Source organism: Nocardia alni, from assembly GCF_019038435.1.
GTDB classification, from domain to species: Bacteria; Actinomycetota; Actinomycetes; order Mycobacteriales; family Mycobacteriaceae; genus Nocardia; species Nocardia alni.
In genome coordinates this window covers 16588-33493 of record NZ_JAGPOX010000111.1, presented here as the reverse complement: position 1 = coordinate 33493, position 16906 = coordinate 16588, and the positions used below count along the sequence as shown (strand labels likewise).

The 16906-nt window shown below is 68.6% G+C and carries 15 protein-coding genes and 1 pseudogene; 12 read left to right on the top strand and 4 right to left on the bottom strand.

Annotated features, from left to right (window positions below; translation table 11 throughout):
• Positions 1-454 (bottom strand): annotated as a pseudogene (locus JZ791_RS32200) (sugar transferase); the annotation flags it as partial.
• 499 nt (positions 455-953) lie between these two features.
• Here JZ791_RS32200 and JZ791_RS32195 point away from each other — a divergent pair.
• From JZ791_RS32195 to JZ791_RS32180, 4 genes are read left to right on the top strand one after another with little or no spacing between them, the layout of a single operon-like run.
• Entirely contained in the window at positions 954-2198 is a 1245-nt protein-coding gene (locus JZ791_RS32195; RefSeq protein WP_216899624.1) for a class I SAM-dependent methyltransferase, read from the top strand.
• Positions 2195-2980, top strand: a complete 786-nt coding sequence (locus JZ791_RS32190; RefSeq protein ID WP_216899623.1) for a glycosyltransferase family protein — start codon at positions 2195-2197, stop codon at positions 2978-2980. The genes JZ791_RS32195 and JZ791_RS32190 overlap by 4 nt, the downstream gene beginning before the upstream one ends.
• Positions 2974-3621 (top strand): PIG-L deacetylase family protein, encoded by a 648-nt coding sequence (locus JZ791_RS32185; RefSeq protein ID WP_216899633.1) that lies wholly within the window; start codon positions 2974-2976, stop codon positions 3619-3621. Before JZ791_RS32190 ends, JZ791_RS32185 begins: the two co-directional genes overlap by 7 nt.
• Positions 3622-3627: 6 nt before the next feature.
• Entirely contained in the window at positions 3628-4656 is a 1029-nt protein-coding gene (locus JZ791_RS32180; RefSeq protein WP_216899621.1) for an NAD-dependent epimerase/dehydratase family protein, read from the top strand.
• Here the strand turns inward: JZ791_RS32180 and rfbC are convergent.
• Positions 4640-5203, bottom strand: a complete 564-nt coding sequence (rfbC, locus tag JZ791_RS32175; RefSeq protein WP_216899619.1) for a dTDP-4-dehydrorhamnose 3,5-epimerase — start codon at positions 5201-5203, stop codon at positions 4640-4642. The two genes, JZ791_RS32180 and rfbC, sit on opposite strands and share 17 nt — an antisense overlap.
• Positions 5204-5217: 14 nt before the next feature.
• On the opposite strand from rfbC, the gene JZ791_RS32170 reads away from it, so the two are divergent.
• Both JZ791_RS32170 and JZ791_RS32165 read left to right on the top strand, forming a co-directional pair.
• Entirely contained in the window at positions 5218-6324 is a 1107-nt protein-coding gene (locus JZ791_RS32170) for a class I SAM-dependent methyltransferase (protein ID WP_216899618.1), read from the top strand.
• A 117-nt stretch (positions 6325-6441) separates the two neighbouring features.
• Complete coding sequence (locus JZ791_RS32165) at positions 6442-7068, top strand: MspA family porin (RefSeq protein WP_216899616.1); 627 nt, start codon at positions 6442-6444, stop codon at positions 7066-7068.
• A gap of 15 nt (positions 7069-7083) precedes the next feature.
• On the opposite strand, the gene JZ791_RS32160 is transcribed toward JZ791_RS32165, so the two are convergent.
• Entirely contained in the window at positions 7084-7926 is an 843-nt protein-coding gene (locus JZ791_RS32160; RefSeq protein WP_216899614.1) for a glycosyltransferase family 2 protein, read from the bottom strand.
• Between the two features lie 2 nt (positions 7927-7928).
• Positions 7929-9236, bottom strand: a complete 1308-nt coding sequence (locus tag JZ791_RS32155; RefSeq protein ID WP_308163198.1) for a polysaccharide pyruvyl transferase family protein — start codon at positions 9234-9236, stop codon at positions 7929-7931.
• 366 nt (positions 9237-9602) lie between these two features.
• Between JZ791_RS32155 and JZ791_RS32150 the strand changes: the two genes are divergently transcribed.
• The 6 genes from JZ791_RS32150 to JZ791_RS32125 all read left to right on the top strand — a co-directional run bounded on the left by JZ791_RS32150 (position 9603) and on the right by JZ791_RS32125 (position 16902).
• Entirely contained in the window at positions 9603-10667 is a 1065-nt protein-coding gene (locus JZ791_RS32150; RefSeq protein WP_216899613.1) for a glycosyltransferase family 4 protein, read from the top strand.
• The gene (locus JZ791_RS32145) at positions 10661-11809 is read left to right on the top strand and encodes a glycosyltransferase family 4 protein (protein ID WP_216899628.1); all 1149 of its coding nucleotides are present in this window, start codon (positions 10661-10663) and stop codon (positions 11807-11809) included. The genes JZ791_RS32150 and JZ791_RS32145 overlap by 7 nt, the downstream gene beginning before the upstream one ends.
• Positions 11810-11891: 82 nt before the next feature.
• The gene (locus JZ791_RS32140) at positions 11892-13145 is read left to right on the top strand and encodes an oligosaccharide flippase family protein (protein WP_216899629.1); all 1254 of its coding nucleotides are present in this window, start codon (positions 11892-11894) and stop codon (positions 13143-13145) included.
• Positions 13145-14149: a CgeB family protein gene (locus JZ791_RS32135; protein ID WP_216899611.1), complete on the top strand. Its 1005-nt coding sequence runs from the start codon at positions 13145-13147 to the stop codon at positions 14147-14149. The genes JZ791_RS32140 and JZ791_RS32135 overlap by 1 nt, the downstream gene beginning before the upstream one ends.
• 30 nt (positions 14150-14179) lie before the next feature.
• Entirely contained in the window at positions 14180-15550 is a 1371-nt protein-coding gene (locus JZ791_RS32130; protein ID WP_216899609.1) for a hypothetical protein, read from the top strand.
• Positions 15541-16902, top strand: coding sequence for a GNVR domain-containing protein (locus JZ791_RS32125; protein WP_216899607.1), 1362 nt, complete (start codon positions 15541-15543; stop codon positions 16900-16902). Before JZ791_RS32130 ends, JZ791_RS32125 begins: the two co-directional genes overlap by 10 nt.
• Positions 16903-16906: the final 4 nt, after the last annotated feature.

The window sequence follows — 16906 nt, the reverse complement described above, 5'->3', positions numbered from 1 at the left end:
GCCACAGCCTGCGCTCCAGGATCAACCCGAACAGACCCAGCGGCAACGCGATCGCCAGATAGCCGCGCGCGACATCGAACCGGAACAGCTGCGACACGATCGCGATGGCGCCGAACAGGCGCAGCGTCGCCGATATCAGACGCCGGTATTCCTCTGTGCCGCTGCCGATCACCCGCGGCGAGCGGGTACCGCCACCGGACAGGAACCCGATCCACAGCAGCCCGAACATCAGCGACACCACCGTATAGCGAACCTCGAGCGGCGCGGTGGTGGCCAGCGGCGGGCCCGCGGGACTGCCGAAGCGAATGATCTGCGCGATCGCGACGGCCGCCACGACCACGAGTAAGTCGCCGATCCACAGCCGCCGGGCGTAATCGCCCTGCCAGCGCTCCCGCTCGGATCGCGCGGCGCTCGGCACGCTCGTCCCGGCATTCGTTCGTAGGTCGAAAATCATGAATGTACGCCCCTCCCCCACGGGAGAAAATCCGGTCCGTTCCCCTACTGACCGGACACCATGGGGTTTGCCGCGCACGACAACAGATGGGAACGACAATGTTTCGCCGATCAGGAGCCGAATATTACCGGGCCCTTTTCTTCTGCGTCCACCAATTGATTACCAAAGACCCTGATCTCGGAGATAACCAGAAACATGGCAACCGGTCTCCAGTTACGTCCCCCGTATCCCCACCCAATATCGGTCAAGCCGCTCAGATCCGGCAGGTCGAGGGGTTCTGGCCTGCGAGAATTTCCACGACAGCGGTTGCCGAAGGTAGCTGCGTAAAAGCTGGGCGCCGAAACCGGACCAAACCGACCGGAATTTATTCCAGCGCCCATGTGTCCGAACCACCGGCGGCCCCGAATCCCGTAGTAACGTAATTCGCGTCGACGCCGACAGCAGAACGCGTCGGCAAGCCCGCCGGCGGATCCTCCGGCGAGAGGTGGGGAACTTTTCCGTGCATTGCCGTCTCTGCGATTCCGTGCGCCTGGTCAGCGTGCTCGACCTCGGCGCGACCCCGCCATGTGAGAAATTTCTGACCGAAATAGAATTGGATGAACCCGAGACCACATATCCGCTGCATCTGCGGATATGCCAGGACTGTCTGCTGCTCCAGATCCCCGCGCTGATCACCCCCGACGAGACGTTCACCGAGTACGCCTACTTCGCCTCCTACTCCGACAGCTGGGTACGGCACGCGAAAACCTTCGTCGACCACGCCGTGACCCAGCTCGACCTGGACGCGCAGTCCCTGCTGGTCGAGGTCGCCAGCAACGATGGGTACCTGCTCCAGCACGCGGTGGCGGCCGGAATCCCCTGTCTCGGAATCGAACCGTCGGTCAACGTGGGCGCCGCGGCCCGCGAGCGCGGCGTTCCGACCACGACCGGGTTCCTGGACGAGGAGCTCGCGGCGAAGATCCGCGCCGAATACGGCCCCGCGGATCTGGTGGTGGCCAACAACGTCTACGCCCACGTCCCCGATCTCATCGGCTTCACCCGGGCGTTGCGCGAGCTGCTCGCGGACGACGGCTGGCTCACCATCGAGGTGCATCACGCACTGAACCTGGTGCGGCACGGACAGTTCGACACCGTCTACCACGAGCACTTCCAGTACTACACGCTGCTGTCGGCCCAATACGCGCTGGCCACCGGCGGTCTCACCGTCGTGGACGTGGAACTGCTGCCGACACACGGAGGTTCCCTGCGGCTGTGGGTGCGGCCCGACGGCGTCGCGCAACCGAGCCCACGCATCGCGCGCGTGCTCGCGATCGAGGCGCAGGCCGGATTGCACACCGCCGACGGATATTCCGGACTGCGGTCACGGGCCGAGGTGGTACGCCACGATCTGCTCCGCTATCTGCTCGCCTGTCGCGCCGGCGGGAAGCGGGTGGCCGGCTACGGCGCTCCGGGCAAGGGCAATACGCTGCTCAACTACTGCGGCATCCGCCCGGACCTGTTGTCCTACACCGTCGATCGCAACCCTTACAAACAGGGCCGCTACACACCGGGCACTCGCATCCCGATCCATCCGCCCGAGCACCTGGACGCCGATCGCCCGGACGTGGTGCTCGCGCTGCCCTGGAATCTCGAGGCCGAACTCACCAGCCAGCTGCGGCATATCCGCGACTGGGGTGCGCACCTGGTATTCCCGATGCCCACGCTGCATCCGGCGGTGTTCACCGACTCTGGGGACGCGCGATGAAGGTGGTGCTGTTCTGCGGCGGTTACGGGATGCGCATGCGCGGCGACGCCGCGGATCCGGTGCCCAAGCCCATGCAGCTGGTCGGGCCGCGCCCGCTGCTGTGGCACGTCATGCGCTACTACGCGCACTTCGGGCACACCGAGTTCATCCTGTGTCTCGGTTACGGTGCGGCGCATATCAAGAACTTCTTCCTGACCTACCAGGAGGCGATGTCCAACGACTTCGTCATCCACGGTGGCCGGGTCCAGCTGCTCGGCTCGGACATCAGCGATTGGACGATCACCTTCGTCGACACCGGGGTCGAGTCCGCGATCGGTGAGCGGCTGCGCCGCGTGCGCGAACACGTTGCCGACCAACCGTATTTCCTGGCCAACTACGCCGATGTGCTCACCGACGCGCCGCTGGACGAGATGATCGACAAATGCGTCGCCGCCCAGGCGGGCGCATCGATGATGATCGTGCCGCCGCAATCCTCGTTCCACTGCGTGGATGTCACGGCCACCGGTGCGGTGGAGCGCATCACACCCGTCGCGCAACTGCCGATCTGGGAGAACGGCGGCTACTTCGTGCTCTCCCAAGAGGTTTTCGACCTGCTGCCGCCCGGCGGCGACCTGGTCGAGGACGCCTGCGGGGCACTGGCCGCCCAGGGCCGTCTCGTGGGCTACCAGCATCTGGGATTCTGGAAGCCGGCCGACACCTTCAAGGAACGCGCCGATCTCGACGCCGCCTACCACGCCGGGCGGCGGCCGTGGATGGTCTGGGAACCGAGCCCGGCATGCTGAGCCTGCACGCGCCCGGGATTCGGGAGATCGCGCTGCTGGGCGCGCACTGCGACGATCTGGCCATCGGCGCGGGCGGCACACTGCTGACCCTGGCCACGGCAGTGCCCGGTCTGCGCGTGCGGGCGCTGGTGCTGTGCGGTGGCGGAACCGAACGCGAGGACGAGGAACGCAAGGCCCTGGAATCCTTCGCTCCCGGAGCGGATATCGAGCTGACCGTGCTGGACCTGCCGGACGGTCACACGCCCGCGCACTGGGAGTCGGTCAAGCAGGCGCTCGCCGCGCTGGCGCGTCGCGGCGATCCGGATCTGGTGTTCGCACCGCAGCCCGCTGACGCACACCAGGATCACCGGTTGCTGGCGCGGTTGGCGCCCACCGAATTCCGTGACCATGTACTGCTGGGTTACGAGATCCTCAAGTGGGAGTCGGATACGCCGCGCCCCACGCTGTTTCATCCGCTGCCGGCCGCGGTCGCCCACCTCAAGGCGCGGCTGCTGGTCGAACACTATCGCTCGCAACGGGATCGGGACTGGTTCGACGAATCGGCCTTCCTGGGTCTGTCGCGGCTGCGCGGAGTGCAGTGCCGTGCCGAACATGCGGAGGCCTTCGTCGTCGACAAGGCCGTCTTGGTTTTCGAGAGGTGAAAGACAGTGCGTGTGCTCGTCACCGGACATCAGGGATATCTCGGCACCGTCATGGTCCCGGTGCTACGCGCGGCCGGACATGAGGTGCACGGCCTGGACATCGGTTACTACGCCGACTGTGTGCTGGGCGCCACCCCCGCCGATCCGCCGGGAAGCACCGTGGATCTGCGGGAGGTGAGCGTCGATACGCTCACCGGATTCGATGCGGTGGCCCACTTGGCGGCGCTGTCGAACGATCCGCTGGGCGCCTTGGCCCCGAAGGTCACCTACGACGTCAACTACCGAGCCTCGGTGCGCCTGGCCAAGCTCGCCAAATCCGCTGGGGTGCGCCGGTTCCTGTACGCCTCGACCTGTTCGGTGTACGGCTCGGCAGGTGACGGGCTGGTCGACGAGTCCGCGCCGCTGCGCCCGCTCACCCCCTACGCGACGAGCAAGGTACGAGTGGAGGACGACGTGGCCGCGCTCGCCGACGCGGACTTCTGCCCGGTGTTCCTGCGCAACGCCACCGCATTCGGCTTCTCGCCCAGGCTGCGCACGGATATCGTGCTCAACAACCTGGTCGGGCACGCGGTGCTCAGCGGCGAGGTGCGGGTGCTCTCGGACGGCACGCCGTGGCGCCCGCTGGTCCACGCCGCTGATATCGCCCGGGCTTTCGAGCTGTGCCTGACCGCGCCCGTGGGCCGAATCCGCGCCCGCGCCTTCAATATCGGCGACGAGTCGAACAACCTGACCGTAGCGCAGATCGCGCAGGCGGTCGCGGAGGTGGTGCCCGGCTCGCGCGTGGTGATCACCGGCGAGACGGGGCCGGATCCGCGCTCGTATCGGGTCGATTTCACCGCCGTGCGCGAGGCATTGGGCTTCGAGGCGGGATGGAGCGTGCGCTCCGGGGCCACCGAGCTCCACCGCGAATACTCCGCGCGTGGGCTGTCCGCGCACGACTTCACGCACCGATTCACCCGCCTGGCCCGGCTGCAAGACCTCAAAGCTACCGGGGTGCTGGATGACTCGCTGCGGCGCGTCACGATCGGGGCGTGAGATGCGCCCGCAGGCGTGCCCAGCTGCCCGCCGCCCGGTCGCGCGAGGAGACGGCACTCACCGGCGCCGGCCACGGGATCGCCAGCTCCGGATCGTCGTACGCCACCGCGATATCCTGTGCCGGATCGTGCGGCCGATCGATCCGATAGCACACGTCGGCGGTATCGGTCAGGGCCTGGAAGCCGTGCAGGAATCCCGGCGGGACGTACAGCTGCCGGAAGGCGTTGTCGTCCAAGTGAAATGCTTCCACCCGGCCGAAGGTGGGCGACAGCGGGCGGATATCGACGAGCACGTCGTGAATCGCGCCGTGCGCGCACCGCACCAGCTTCGCCTCGCCGCGCCCGGACCGGCCGTGCATGCCGCGCACCACACCGCGCACCGAACGCGACTGGGAGTCCTGGACGAACGCCGCACCGGCCCCGGACACCCCCAGGAAGGCGTCGAACTCCTGCGCGTCGAAGGTTCGGGTGAACAGCCCGCGCTCGTCACGGAACGGTTCGGGGGTCAGGACCAGTACATCGGCCAGTGCCGTCGGCTCGATTCGCACCGGGTCATCCTCTCATGAACGGTCCGTGTCGCGCCTGTGCCGCAAAGGAACTCGACGAGATCCTGGATCTGGGCGCGATGCCCGCCGCCGACCACTTTCCCCCGGCCACCGAGCCCGTGGCCGCCGATCCGACCCACCGGCTCGCGATGGCGCTGTGCCGCCGATGCGGGCTGGCCCAGCTCGCCGACGACGATACGATCGCCGCCGAACCGCGCGGCCTCGAGCCGCGGGCGCTGCGCGAGCAGGCCGCCGATGCCGTGGCCCGCGTCGCCGACGCCGGTTGGCTGCGCGGCGGCGCCACCGTCCGCGAATTCGGCAGTCCGCACGGCGGCGCCTGGGCGCCGCTGCTGACCGCGCGCGGCTTCACCGAAACCCCCGACCAGCCGGCCGATGTCGTCATCGACAGCTTCGGGCTGATGCACGAACCCGACCAGCACAGCGCGGTTCGCGCCCGCGCGGCCGCCCTCGCACCCTACGGTGTGCTGTTGCTGCAATTCCATTCGCTGCGCGCCATCGTCACACACGGCCAATGGAATGCCCTGCGGCACGGTCATTTCGCCTACTACAGCGTGCCCGCGCTGCGCACCTTGATGGCCTCGGCGGGCCTGCGGGTCATGGCCGCATGGGAATTCGACCTCTACGGCGGCACGGTGCTCGTCGCGGCCGCCGCCGACCCGGGTGACCCCCTGCGACTACCCGCCGACCCTCCAGGCCCGCTACACCGCCTGGTGGCCGCCGAGTCCGGCCTGATCGCGCCGCGAAATCTCGCATCGCTCCAGGAGGCGGCGGACAGCCAGGCCCTCGCTCTGCGCACCTGGCTGGAATACGAGACGTCCGTGGACCATCGGGTCTACGCGTACGGCGCGGCCTCGCGCGCGGTGGCCCTGTTCGCCCGGGCCGGCGCGCATCTCGGCCTCCTGTGCGCGGTGGCCGACGCATCGCCCGCCAAACACGGACGGCGCATGCCCGGCACCGACATCCCGATCATCACCCCGGCGGAACTCGTTGCCGCCCACCCCGATCGAGTATTGCTGACCGTGCCCGATCTGCTGCCGGAGGTGCGCTCGGAGTTCCCGTCGCTCGAATCCGCGTGGGTGGTCGAGGTTCCCCGGCCACCGTGACGTTCACGCACCTCACATCATATGCCGCGACACAGGGGGCGGGATTACGACCGCGGCGGGAAGACATGCGCCCGTGCTGATCACAGCGCATTACCAACACACAATCGGGGTTGAGACATGAGGTATTCACAGCATCGCGCCATCGTCTGCACACTATCCGCAGTCGCCGCCATCGCCCTCGGCGCAACCGTCGGCGCGAGCCCTGCCGACGCGACCATCGACGGCGCCAACAGCGTCATCGACCACGACCTGCGAACGGTGCAGGCCCTGTCGGAGGACACCCGGATCACCGCCGTACAGCCGATGGACGGCAATCCGCTGACCCGCGAGTGGTACCACGACGGGACGGCCGCCTTCCATGTATCCGGCCCCGGCGCGAAGGACTGGCACGGGCACATCACCGTGGGATACATGGTCGGCTATCCGGCGACACTGGACGGCAAGCTCAAATTCGAGTACGAGACACCGGGACTCGAGTTCGAGCTGACGAATCCCCCTGCGCTGGACTTCAACGACCTCGTCCCCCGGATCGGCGGCGAACTCGACGTCGGCCTGGGGCCCGGAGTCAAGTCGGTGGACGCCGCCGACGGCGATGTGCACGGGGCCGAGGGATTCATCCGGTTGTCCGGATTCCATTGCACGGTCACGGGCGTCCTGGGTACCACGACGATCCGGCCGTTCGTGAAGCTGGTCAGCAGCGACGGCGACACCGTGATCGCGTACGGTCCGACCACGAAGCTCTGAACGTGGCGCCGGTGCTCATCGCAGCAGTTCCGGGCGGCGCAGAATCGACGCTTCCGCCCGGATCCGTAACCGTGCCGAGCCCTGGCGTAGCAGCCGCATATCCGCGGCCGCCACATCGGCCGCGCCGATCAGGTCCGGGTATTCCCGGGCCAGCCGGTGGTGAAAGCGCGCCAGCTCGATCAGCTTCGAGGCCGTCGAACTCCTACTGCACAGATTGAATGACGAATTACGCCATGCCGCAAGCACATCCGACGCTCCGTAGAACATGCCGAACTCGCACACCCGCGCGAACAGGTCGACGTCCATCGGGAAGACCAGATCGCCCCGGAATCCGCCCACCCGATCGAAATCCGCGCGCCGGAACACCGCCGCCGCCGTCGGGCCGAATTCCGCGGGGCCGCATCGCACGATCGTGCGCATCAGGGTGCGCACCGGATGCAGTCCCAGCAGGCCGGGCAGACCGAGCCCGCTGTCCTCGATCAGACCGGACTCGTCGATCACGTCGAATTTCGATGAGGCCACCGCGATCTCGCGATCACGCATCAAACCCAGCTGCGCCTTCAACGCGCCCGGGAACAGAATATCGTCGGCGCACACGACCTTCACCAGTTCCCCGCGCGATGCCGATACCACGCGATTCCAGTTGTCGCCGATGGGCAGCACCCGGTCGTTGCGCTCGATGCGTACCCGCTCATCCTGGAATCCGGCGGCGACCGCGCCCGTCCGGTCGGCACTGGCGTTGTCCAGCACCAGCAGTTCGAAGTCCTCGTCCTGGGCCAGGATCGACTCCATCGTCACCGCGAGTGTGCGCGCGGCGTTGTAGGCCGGTACACAGACCGACAGGGCCGCAGTCCGCATCGCTACCGTTCCTCCCGCGCCCGGTCGCCCTCGACCAGGCCGTATACCCGGTCCATCCCCGTGCGGGCGGCCGCTGTCTGCTGCTGCGCCCTGTGCAGCAGGCTCTTTCGCAGATCCGGTGCGGACTCCCACAACTCGCGGATCGCGTCGTCCAGGGACCGCCCGAGTTCGGGTGCGTCCAGCCGGACCACTCGCATTCCGCCGCCGAATATCTCGGCCAGGCCGTGGAATTTGTCGTCGTAATACCGGGAGGCGGTCAACCCGATGGCCGGAATCCCCTGCGCGAGCGCGAAAACCGCCAGATGGTAGGCGCTGGTGACCACCACCCGGCAACCGGAGACCTGCCGGATCACCGCCGTCGCACTCCCGCCGCGCCCGATCGGAGCCCGGGCGCGGGCCGCGCCGGTCAGCAGCGACCGGGTGCACTGGCGGTCCTCCCCGTCGTATTCGGAGATGACCAGCGGTGCGAGCGCCGCGTCGAAACCGGCCGCACGGGCGCGGACCACCTCGCCGAGCGTCGCCCGCGCGGCGTCGCTGACCCGCGCGTAATAGGCGACGCGCAAGCAGATTCCGAGGTCGCCGCCGATCTCCGGGCGGCGCAGCAGGTACGCCGGTTCGATGGCGTCGTCTCCGGTCACCAGGATGCGCTCGGGCGCGACGCCGAGCTTGGTCAGCAGGTCCGGACCGCGCCGCCCCTCGCGCAGGCCGATGAATCCGACCCCCGGCAGCACTCGCGCGGCATGCTCGAGCAGTCCCGGATCGTCGATGGGGCCGAGGCCCTGTCCGATCATGGCCGTCGGAACCCCTTGCGCCTGCGCGTATTCCAGCAGGTTCAGGGCCCGATGCGCCTGGTACAGGTCGATATCGGTGAGATAGCCGCCGCCCTGTGCCAGTACCAGATCGGCGGCGCCGGCCGCGGCGGGCACCGCGGGCTGAGGCGGCGCCGGCGACTCGCCGCCGCCGCGAACGCTGTTCCGGATGCCCCGCAAGGCCGTCTTGGGCCCATCGGTCGCCGCACGCCAGCGCAGTGCCATCGGGGCCAGCGCCCGATCCCACGAGGTCTCGGCGGTTTCGCCGCCCCACGCTCCGCTCGCGGGCACCGGCTCGGCCTCGGGCACCAGCGCCCGCAGAATACGTGGCGCCTCGGTGAGCAGCCCCACGCGCGCCCGCGGCCAATGCTCCCGCAGCCGCCGCACGGTGATCTCCATCATCGCGATGTCACCACGATTGCGCAGCCAGTACTCACCGTTCTCGACCAGAATCCGCGTCTGTCCGGTACCCGCATCCGCGCCCGGCTTCCCCTGCCCCACTACCGCCGTCCTTCCGCCGGTCCGGATCTCGCCGGAATCCTCATTCGGGAAGCAGCATTGCTCATGCGAACCTATCGCACAGCGAAAGTATTTCGCTACGGTCCACAGTTGTCCGAATTGAGTAAGTTTCACATTCGGGCCGGACTCTTCGATGCTGAATCACAAGAGGCTTCCGCATCATCCGCAGTAGCGGAATGTCTCCACGAAACGGGCGCGGTCCCCGAATTACCCCCCATAGGTCCCGGTACTGTGTCGGTCAACCGGCATCGGACCTCGGCACCCCCTAAACTGCTGTGGGGCACAAAGATTCCCGTCGTCATCCGCGACGGACACACCTGCCCCTGGGGTTGTGGCGTGCGTGTGTACATGACGGGGTCCGAATGGTTTTCGACCCTACCCGGCGGATTGAACCGATATTTCACCGATCTGCACGCGGCATTGTCCGTATTGCCCGATATCGACGTCGGCGCGGCCGCATTCGGCGATCCACCGCCCGGCGCGCGTTCCTGGGGGCCGACCGGCGCGACGACCCTGCACCGGGTGCGCACCGCATTCCTGGACCGCCGGGAATTGCGGCGGAATACCGTGCTGGACAGACACTTCTGCCTCTACGGTCCGCTCGCGACGAGCCGATACCGGCATCTTCCGCTGGTCGTCCACTTTCACGGCCCCTGGGCCGCCGAGAGTCGCCTGGCCGGGGAGCGCGATCGGTCGGTCCGCGCCAAATACCTCCTCGAACGCCTCCGATACGCCCGAGCGGACCGATTCATCGTGCTGTCCGAGCACTTCCGCGACCTGTTGATCGCGGACTACCACGTGCACGCCGACCGGATCTCGGTCGTCCCCCCGGGCGTCGAGCTTCCCCCGGAGACGACCACACATACAGTCACGCACCATGATTCGACGAGAACCGTGCTGTGCGTGCGTCGCCTGGAGCGGCGTATGGGCATCGACGTGCTCCTGCGGTGCTGGCCATCGGTCGTGGACGAGCATCCCGAGGCGCGCCTGGTCATCGTCGGCACCGGAACCGCCGAAACCCTGCTGCGCGAGCAGGCCCGTGGCCTGGACTCGGTCACCTTCACCGGATACGTCGAGGACACCCGGCTGGCCGATCTCTACGCCCGCGCCGAACTCACGGTGGTCCCCTCCCTGGCCCTGGAAGGATTCGGCCTGGTCGCGCTCGCCTCGCTCGCCGCGGGCCGCGCACCGATCGTCACCGACTGCGGCGGCCTTCCCGATTCCGTCCGGGGCCTGGACGATTCGCTGATCGTGCCGGCCGGGGACGCCGACGCGCTCGCCGCGCGCATCACCTCGGCCCTGCACGGTGCGCGCCCCACCGCGCCGCAGTGCCGAACCCACGCCGAGCGCTTCTCCTGGGACACCGCCGCCCGCAGGCATGTGGCGCTCTACGCTGAGCTGGCCGGATCGTGAAGGCGGTCTTCGTGGCACATACCGCCGAGCCGTCCGGCGCCGAACTCGCCACGCTGCGACTGGCTCACGCGCTGCGCGCCCATCTCGACACCGCGATCGTCTACACCGCCGACGGCCCGATGGTCGGCCGCACACGCGAGCGCGGCATCGAAACACGCCTGCTGCCCACCACATTCGACAGCCGTTCGATAACCATCCGGCGATCCGATCCGCGGCGCTTGCTCGCGGGGGGCGCGCGCCTGCTGCGGATCGGCTGGGCGCTGGGCGCCGCGGCCCGGGAACTCGGGGCGACGGTGCTGGTCGCGGAGAGTTCCAAGGCGCTGCTGATGGGTGCGGTGGCCGCGCGCCGCGCGCGAATCCCGCTGGTCTGGCAGGTGCACGACCGCATCGCCGCCGACTATTTCGGCGCGCGTCTGGCCCCGCTCATCCGCACGCTGGGACGGATCCTGGCCAACGCCTACATCGCCAACAGCCGCGCCACCCTCGCGACCCTGTCCACCGGATCGCGACCTACCCTGGTCGCCTATCCGGGCCTGGAGCCCAGGCCCGGCCCATCGCCTCGCGCCCCACAGCGTCCGCCGGAGCAGACGGTCGTGGCCGTCGTCGGGCGATTGGCGCCGTGGAAGGGCCAGGATCTGTTCCTTCGCGCGGTCGCCGAGGCGAAACCCGTTCCTCGGCAGATACTTCTGATCGGCGGCGCGTTCTTCGACGAGCACTCGTACGCCGATCGCCTGCGCCGGCTGGCCGCCGACCTGGATCTGCCGGTGACCTTCACCGGACACGTCGACGACCCGGAAGACCTGCTGCGCCACACGGATATCCTCGTGCACTGCTCGGTCCTGCCCGAACCGTTCGGCCAGGTCGTGGTCGAGGGGATGCGGGCGGGCTGCGCCGTGATCGCCACCCGCCCCGGCGGTCCGGCCGAAGTGATCGAACCGGGGGTGCACGGGTTGCTGGTCGATGCCGGAAATCGGCTCCAGCTCACCGCCGCACTCGATACGCTCATTCAGGATCACCGATTGCGCACCACACTTGCCGATGCCGCCCGGTTGCGCGCGCAGTCGTTCGATATCACCGAGTCGGCCCGCGCTGTCGCGGCATTCCTGCACTCGGTTCAGCGAAAGCGAGTGCGGCGTGGCTGACTTCGACGACTCTCCCAGGCACAGTGCCAAGCGCCGCCCGCCGCCGGCGCCGCGACTCGTTCAGCACGGCTTGGTGGCCGTGATGCGCGATATCGGCTTCGTGAGCATCGGTAAATACGGCCAGTACATCATCACGATCGTGACCCTGCCGCTGATCGCCCGCATCCTCGGCCCGCACGGCGTCGGCCTGCTCGCCATCGGCATGTCGTCGTATTTCATCGGGTCGCTGGCGGTGGATCTGAACATCACCTCGTTCCTGTCCGCCCGGGTGCACGACGCCGACGGCCTCGAGACCGAACTGCACGAGCTGCGCGGCACCTACCTGGCCATCCGTGCCACCACCCTCGGCACGCTGTGCACTGCGCTGCTGGTGGGCACGCTGCTGCGCGTCCCGGAGCAGGTTCATATGATCCTGATCGGACTGGTCGCGGGCGGCGTGTGGTCGTTCTCCGAGGACTGGCTGCTGATCGGGCAGGGCCGGTTCGGCGCCTCGACCCTGTACCAGGGCGCGGGGCGCGTCACCTACCTCATCCTGCTGGTCACCCTGCTGCCACATGCGCCGAGCGCCTCGATGGCCATGCTGTGCCTGCTGCTGTCCTCGGTCGTGACCGACGCGCTCAACTGGTGGGATTCCTTCCGCACCTACGGAATTCCCGGCCGCCCTCGATATCTGCGGCAGATCCTGCGCCTGGGCGCGCCGATCGTGGCCTCGCGCGCTCTGGTCACCAGTTACGGGCAGGGTTCGGCGGCAGTGTATTCCGCGGTGCTCAATACCGCGACGCTCGGATTGTATTCCGCCGGCGACCGTCTGGTGCGGGCCATCCAATCCATGCTCGATCCCATCGGATTCGCGCTGCTACCCCGCATGGCCCGGCGCAGCAGTGAAGAGACGTTCTGGCGAAACGCGATTCGGGCGATCACCGCCTGCGTCGCGGTCGCGGTGGTAGCGGTGGTGTGCGTGTGGACGGCCGCCCCGCTGCTGATCCACGTGATGTTCGGCAGCGCGTTCCTGCGCGCGGTTCCCCTGCTGCGCACCGAGACCCTGATCCTGCCCGCGACGGCGGTGACCTCGTTCGCCACCACCGCCGTACTGCCGGTCCGGGAGGACACCGCCGGGGTGCTGACCGGGGCGCTCGTGGGCACCTGTGTCGCGGCGGCCGCGTTACTCGTGGCGATGCATACGCATTCGGTGTGGACGCTGATCTACGGCACCGTCTGCGCGGAGGTCACGGTCGCCGGCTGGTATCTCATCCGGATGCGGTGGCTGATGGTGCGCGAACGCACCGAGCGCCGGGCGGCCCCGCTGACGGTGGCGGCAGTCGAGGGGGAAGCCTGATGAAGATCCTGTTCGCCGGTGACGACTGGGTGGGCAGCAATGCTCGCTCGCTGGCCGACGGATTCCGCCGGGCCGGGCACGAGGTGATCGTCGTGGACACCACCTCGGTGACCCTGCCCCGCCGGCTGTCACCGCCGTGGTTCTACGCCAAGGCGACCGGCCGTCGCGCGCCCTCGGCCGTCGGGGCCGTGCACACCGAACTCGACCGTATCGCCAGGGATTTCGCTCCCGATATGCTGCTGGCGTTCAAGGCCGTTCACCTCGACCAGCCCCGGCTGCTGGCCACGCCCGCACGCCTGCACGTGCACTACAGCCCGGACGACGTCGCGAATCCGGAGAACATCAGTCCGGAATACCTTGCCTACGAGGCACAGTGGGATCTGGTCGTCACCACCAAGCGGCACAACGTCCCCGAGTTGCGCCGACGCGATGTACGGGCTGCCCTGTTCGTCTCCAGCGCCTACGATCCGGCCTGGCATCACCCCTCCGCCCGCCGCGCCACGCGTCGGCATCTGCTCGGGTTCATCGGTGTGAACCGGCCCGACCGGCGCGAGCTGATCGTCGATCTGGCCCGGCGTTACGGGCGCGAGCTGGCCGTGTACGGGCCGGGCTGGCGACGGGTGCCGCCGCTGCGGCGCTCCCCTGCCCTCGTGCGCGGACCGGTCTATGGACAGCGGTTCTCCGACGCGGTCTCGAGCATCACCGCGAATCTGGTGCTGCTCAACTCCGACAACCGCGACACCCACACCTGCCGCAGTTTCGAGATACCCGCCGCCGGCGGGCTTTTCGTCGGGGAGCGCACCGACGAGCACGCCGAACTGCTGACCGACGGCGTCGAATGCTTCCTCTACTCCGATGAGGCGGAACTTCACGACATACTCGAACGATGCGCTCGCGCACCGGAACTCGCCGAGACGGTCGCCGAGGCCGGATATCACCGCATCGTCGACGGCGGGCATACCTACGCCGACCGAGCCCGTGAGATCGTCCATGCACTGGGGTGAGGGCGGTCCGGACGTGCGGGAGGTCCGGCGATGATCGGTGCACGACCCGAGGTACTGCTCGTCGCGGGCGCCCTGGTGACCCTGGTGATCGCCGCTACGTGGATATCCGGGCCGATCCGGGTGTTCCTGATCGCCCAGGCGGCGCACTGGTCGATCTGTTACCTCGCGCGGCCGGTGGTCCTGCTGTGGGTGCGCCCGGAACCGCAGTTCGGCGACAACATTCCCGATCCGCGGCTGGCCGATCTGGGCTACGACGTCGGCATCGCGGCGGTACTGCGGCCCGTGGTCTTCGGGCTGTGGCTGTACGCGGGACTCGTTGTGGCATATGTGCTCTGGACCCGATTGCGCGCCCCGGGACCGCGGCGGGCGGATCTTCCGCTGGCCCGCAGCGGCCAGTTCATCTCGACCCTGGCCGTGCTGTACGTGATCGGCACCGTCGGCCGTCTGGCCGCCATCGCGACCGGAAACAACAGCCAGGCCGGGGAATTGGAGAGCCCCAACCCGATCCTCAACCTGGTGGCCATCCTCGCCACCGTGGGCGCGATCGGGCTCATCGTCTTCGCTCGCCCGGCCGGCACCCGGAATACCCTGCTGCTCATCGGCTTCCTGATGATGGGCGAACTGCTGTGGACCGCCGCGGTACAGTCCAAGACGCCCGTCATGGGCATGGCCCTGGCCCTCGCGGTGCGCTGCGCGGTGACCGGCTGGACTCGGATCAAGGCCGCCGCGGTGGTGACGATGGCGGTGGTGGCGATCGGCGGGTTCGGCTGGCTGCAATCGCTCAAGACCACCCCGGCCGCCAAGGCGGACGCGTCCGTGATCGCCTCGGCGTATCCGGGAATCGTGCGGCCCTTCCTGAGCCTGCTGAGCCGCTTCGACCTGCTAGAGGCGGCCACCGACGCCTACTACGCCGGTCCGGGCTCGTGGCTCACCCCGGTTCAGGCGCTGCAACATGCCGTCGAGAGCCTCATACCGGCCCAGTTGCTCGGCACGGAGAAATTCCAGTCCGGCGCCGCCTGGGCCACCGAGGTACGAGGCCAGTCCGTGGACATGTCCCAGGTGTCGGTGTCGCTGGCCGAGGGCAATATCGCCGAGGGATATGTGCTGGGCGGGTACATCGGTGTGGCCCTGGGCGTTTCGGTGACATTCGCGCTGCTGCTCATCTGGTCGCGCTGGCTGTACAGCCGCAGCGTCACGCTGGCGGTCCTCGGTCTGGCGTTCATCGAGGCGCCGGTGCTGTACGAGCGCGGAATGCTCGGCGCGGTCGAAACTCTGGGCAAGTATCTCCAGGCCCTCGTGCTGGTCTGGATCGTCGCCCTGCTCGTCGAGGAATATCGCAGACGAATGCGGCCCCGGCCGCTGAAGGAGAACGCGGAAATGAGGGAAGCGCAGTGGGTTTGACCGAACTATGGCGGATCGCCCGGCGGCGGTGGATGATCGCGGCCGCCGGGGTACTGATATGCCTGGCCGCCGCCTACGCGTACCTGACCACCCTGCCCGTCACCTACACCGCGTCCAGCACCTGTTACGTGTCGATGGCGACCGGGACGTCGGTCAACGACTCCTACGAGGGCGGCCTGGCCGCCCAGCAGCGTGTGCGCTCCTACGTGACCCTGGCCACCAGCGACTGGGTGGCGCTGCGCGTGAAGGGCCAACTGGGGCTGCCGGGCTCGGTGGACGCGTTGCGCTCGAAGCTCACCGCCTCCTCGCCACCGGCGACCATGCTCATCGTCGTCACGGCCACCGACGGCACCGCCGTGGGCGCGCGGGAGATCGCCGACCAGACGGTGTCCCAATTCCGGGCGCTGGTCGATCAATTGGAGACCATCCAGCGCGGCGCGGCGCCCGCGGCCCGCGTCGCGGTGGTCGATCCGGCCGTGCTGCCGACCGTGCCGAGCGGCCCCAAGCGCAACCGGATCCTGATGCTCGGCTTGGTTGCCGGGCTCATCGTGGGCGGCGCGGGAGCCTTCGGGCGGGAACGGCTGGACCGCCGCCTGCACACCTCCGCCGACGTCGCGGCCCTCCTGCCGGTACCGATCCTGGGCATCATCGATCACGGCCGTCCGGGGGCCACCGGGGAACTGCGCCGGCTGCGGACCCGGCTCGCCGCCCGTCCGAGTACGAAAACTGTTCTGCTGACTTCGCTTTCGAAAGCATCGGTGCCCGATGTGGGCATCGGTCTGGCGCGGAGCCTGGCCGATACGGGCGCGCAGGTCGTGCTGGTCGACGCCGACACCACCGGACACGGCGGATCGGCGTGCGTGCCCGACCACGACGGTCCGGGACTGGCCGGACTGCTGGGCCGGTCCGTGCCGGTGGAGGACGCGCTCGTGGCATGGCCGGAGGCCGGGTTCTGCGTTCTGCCACTGGGCGATCCGGATTCGCGCACCCCGGATCTGCTGGCCAACGGGCGGTTCACCGAGATCATGTCCACGCTGCGCGACGAATTCGACCATGTCGTGGTCCAGGTCGCACCGGTGACAGCCGCCGCCGACGCGATCGCCGTATCCGCGCACTGCGATGCCACCCTCGGCGTGGTCGAACTGGGCCCGGCCACATCCACCGGCGTGAGTGGGGCGCTGGCCACCCTCGGCGAGCAGCGTCTGAGCGGGGCGGTGGTCTGTTCCCGGCCTCGTCGCCGGCTGCGGGCGCTGGTGACGCGGACAAAGAGCCGCCGGTCCGTCGACCGGTCGCCGACACCACCGAACGAGTCGCCCGCCCCGGAACCGGACCCCGTCGGGGTGGGGCAGTGATCCG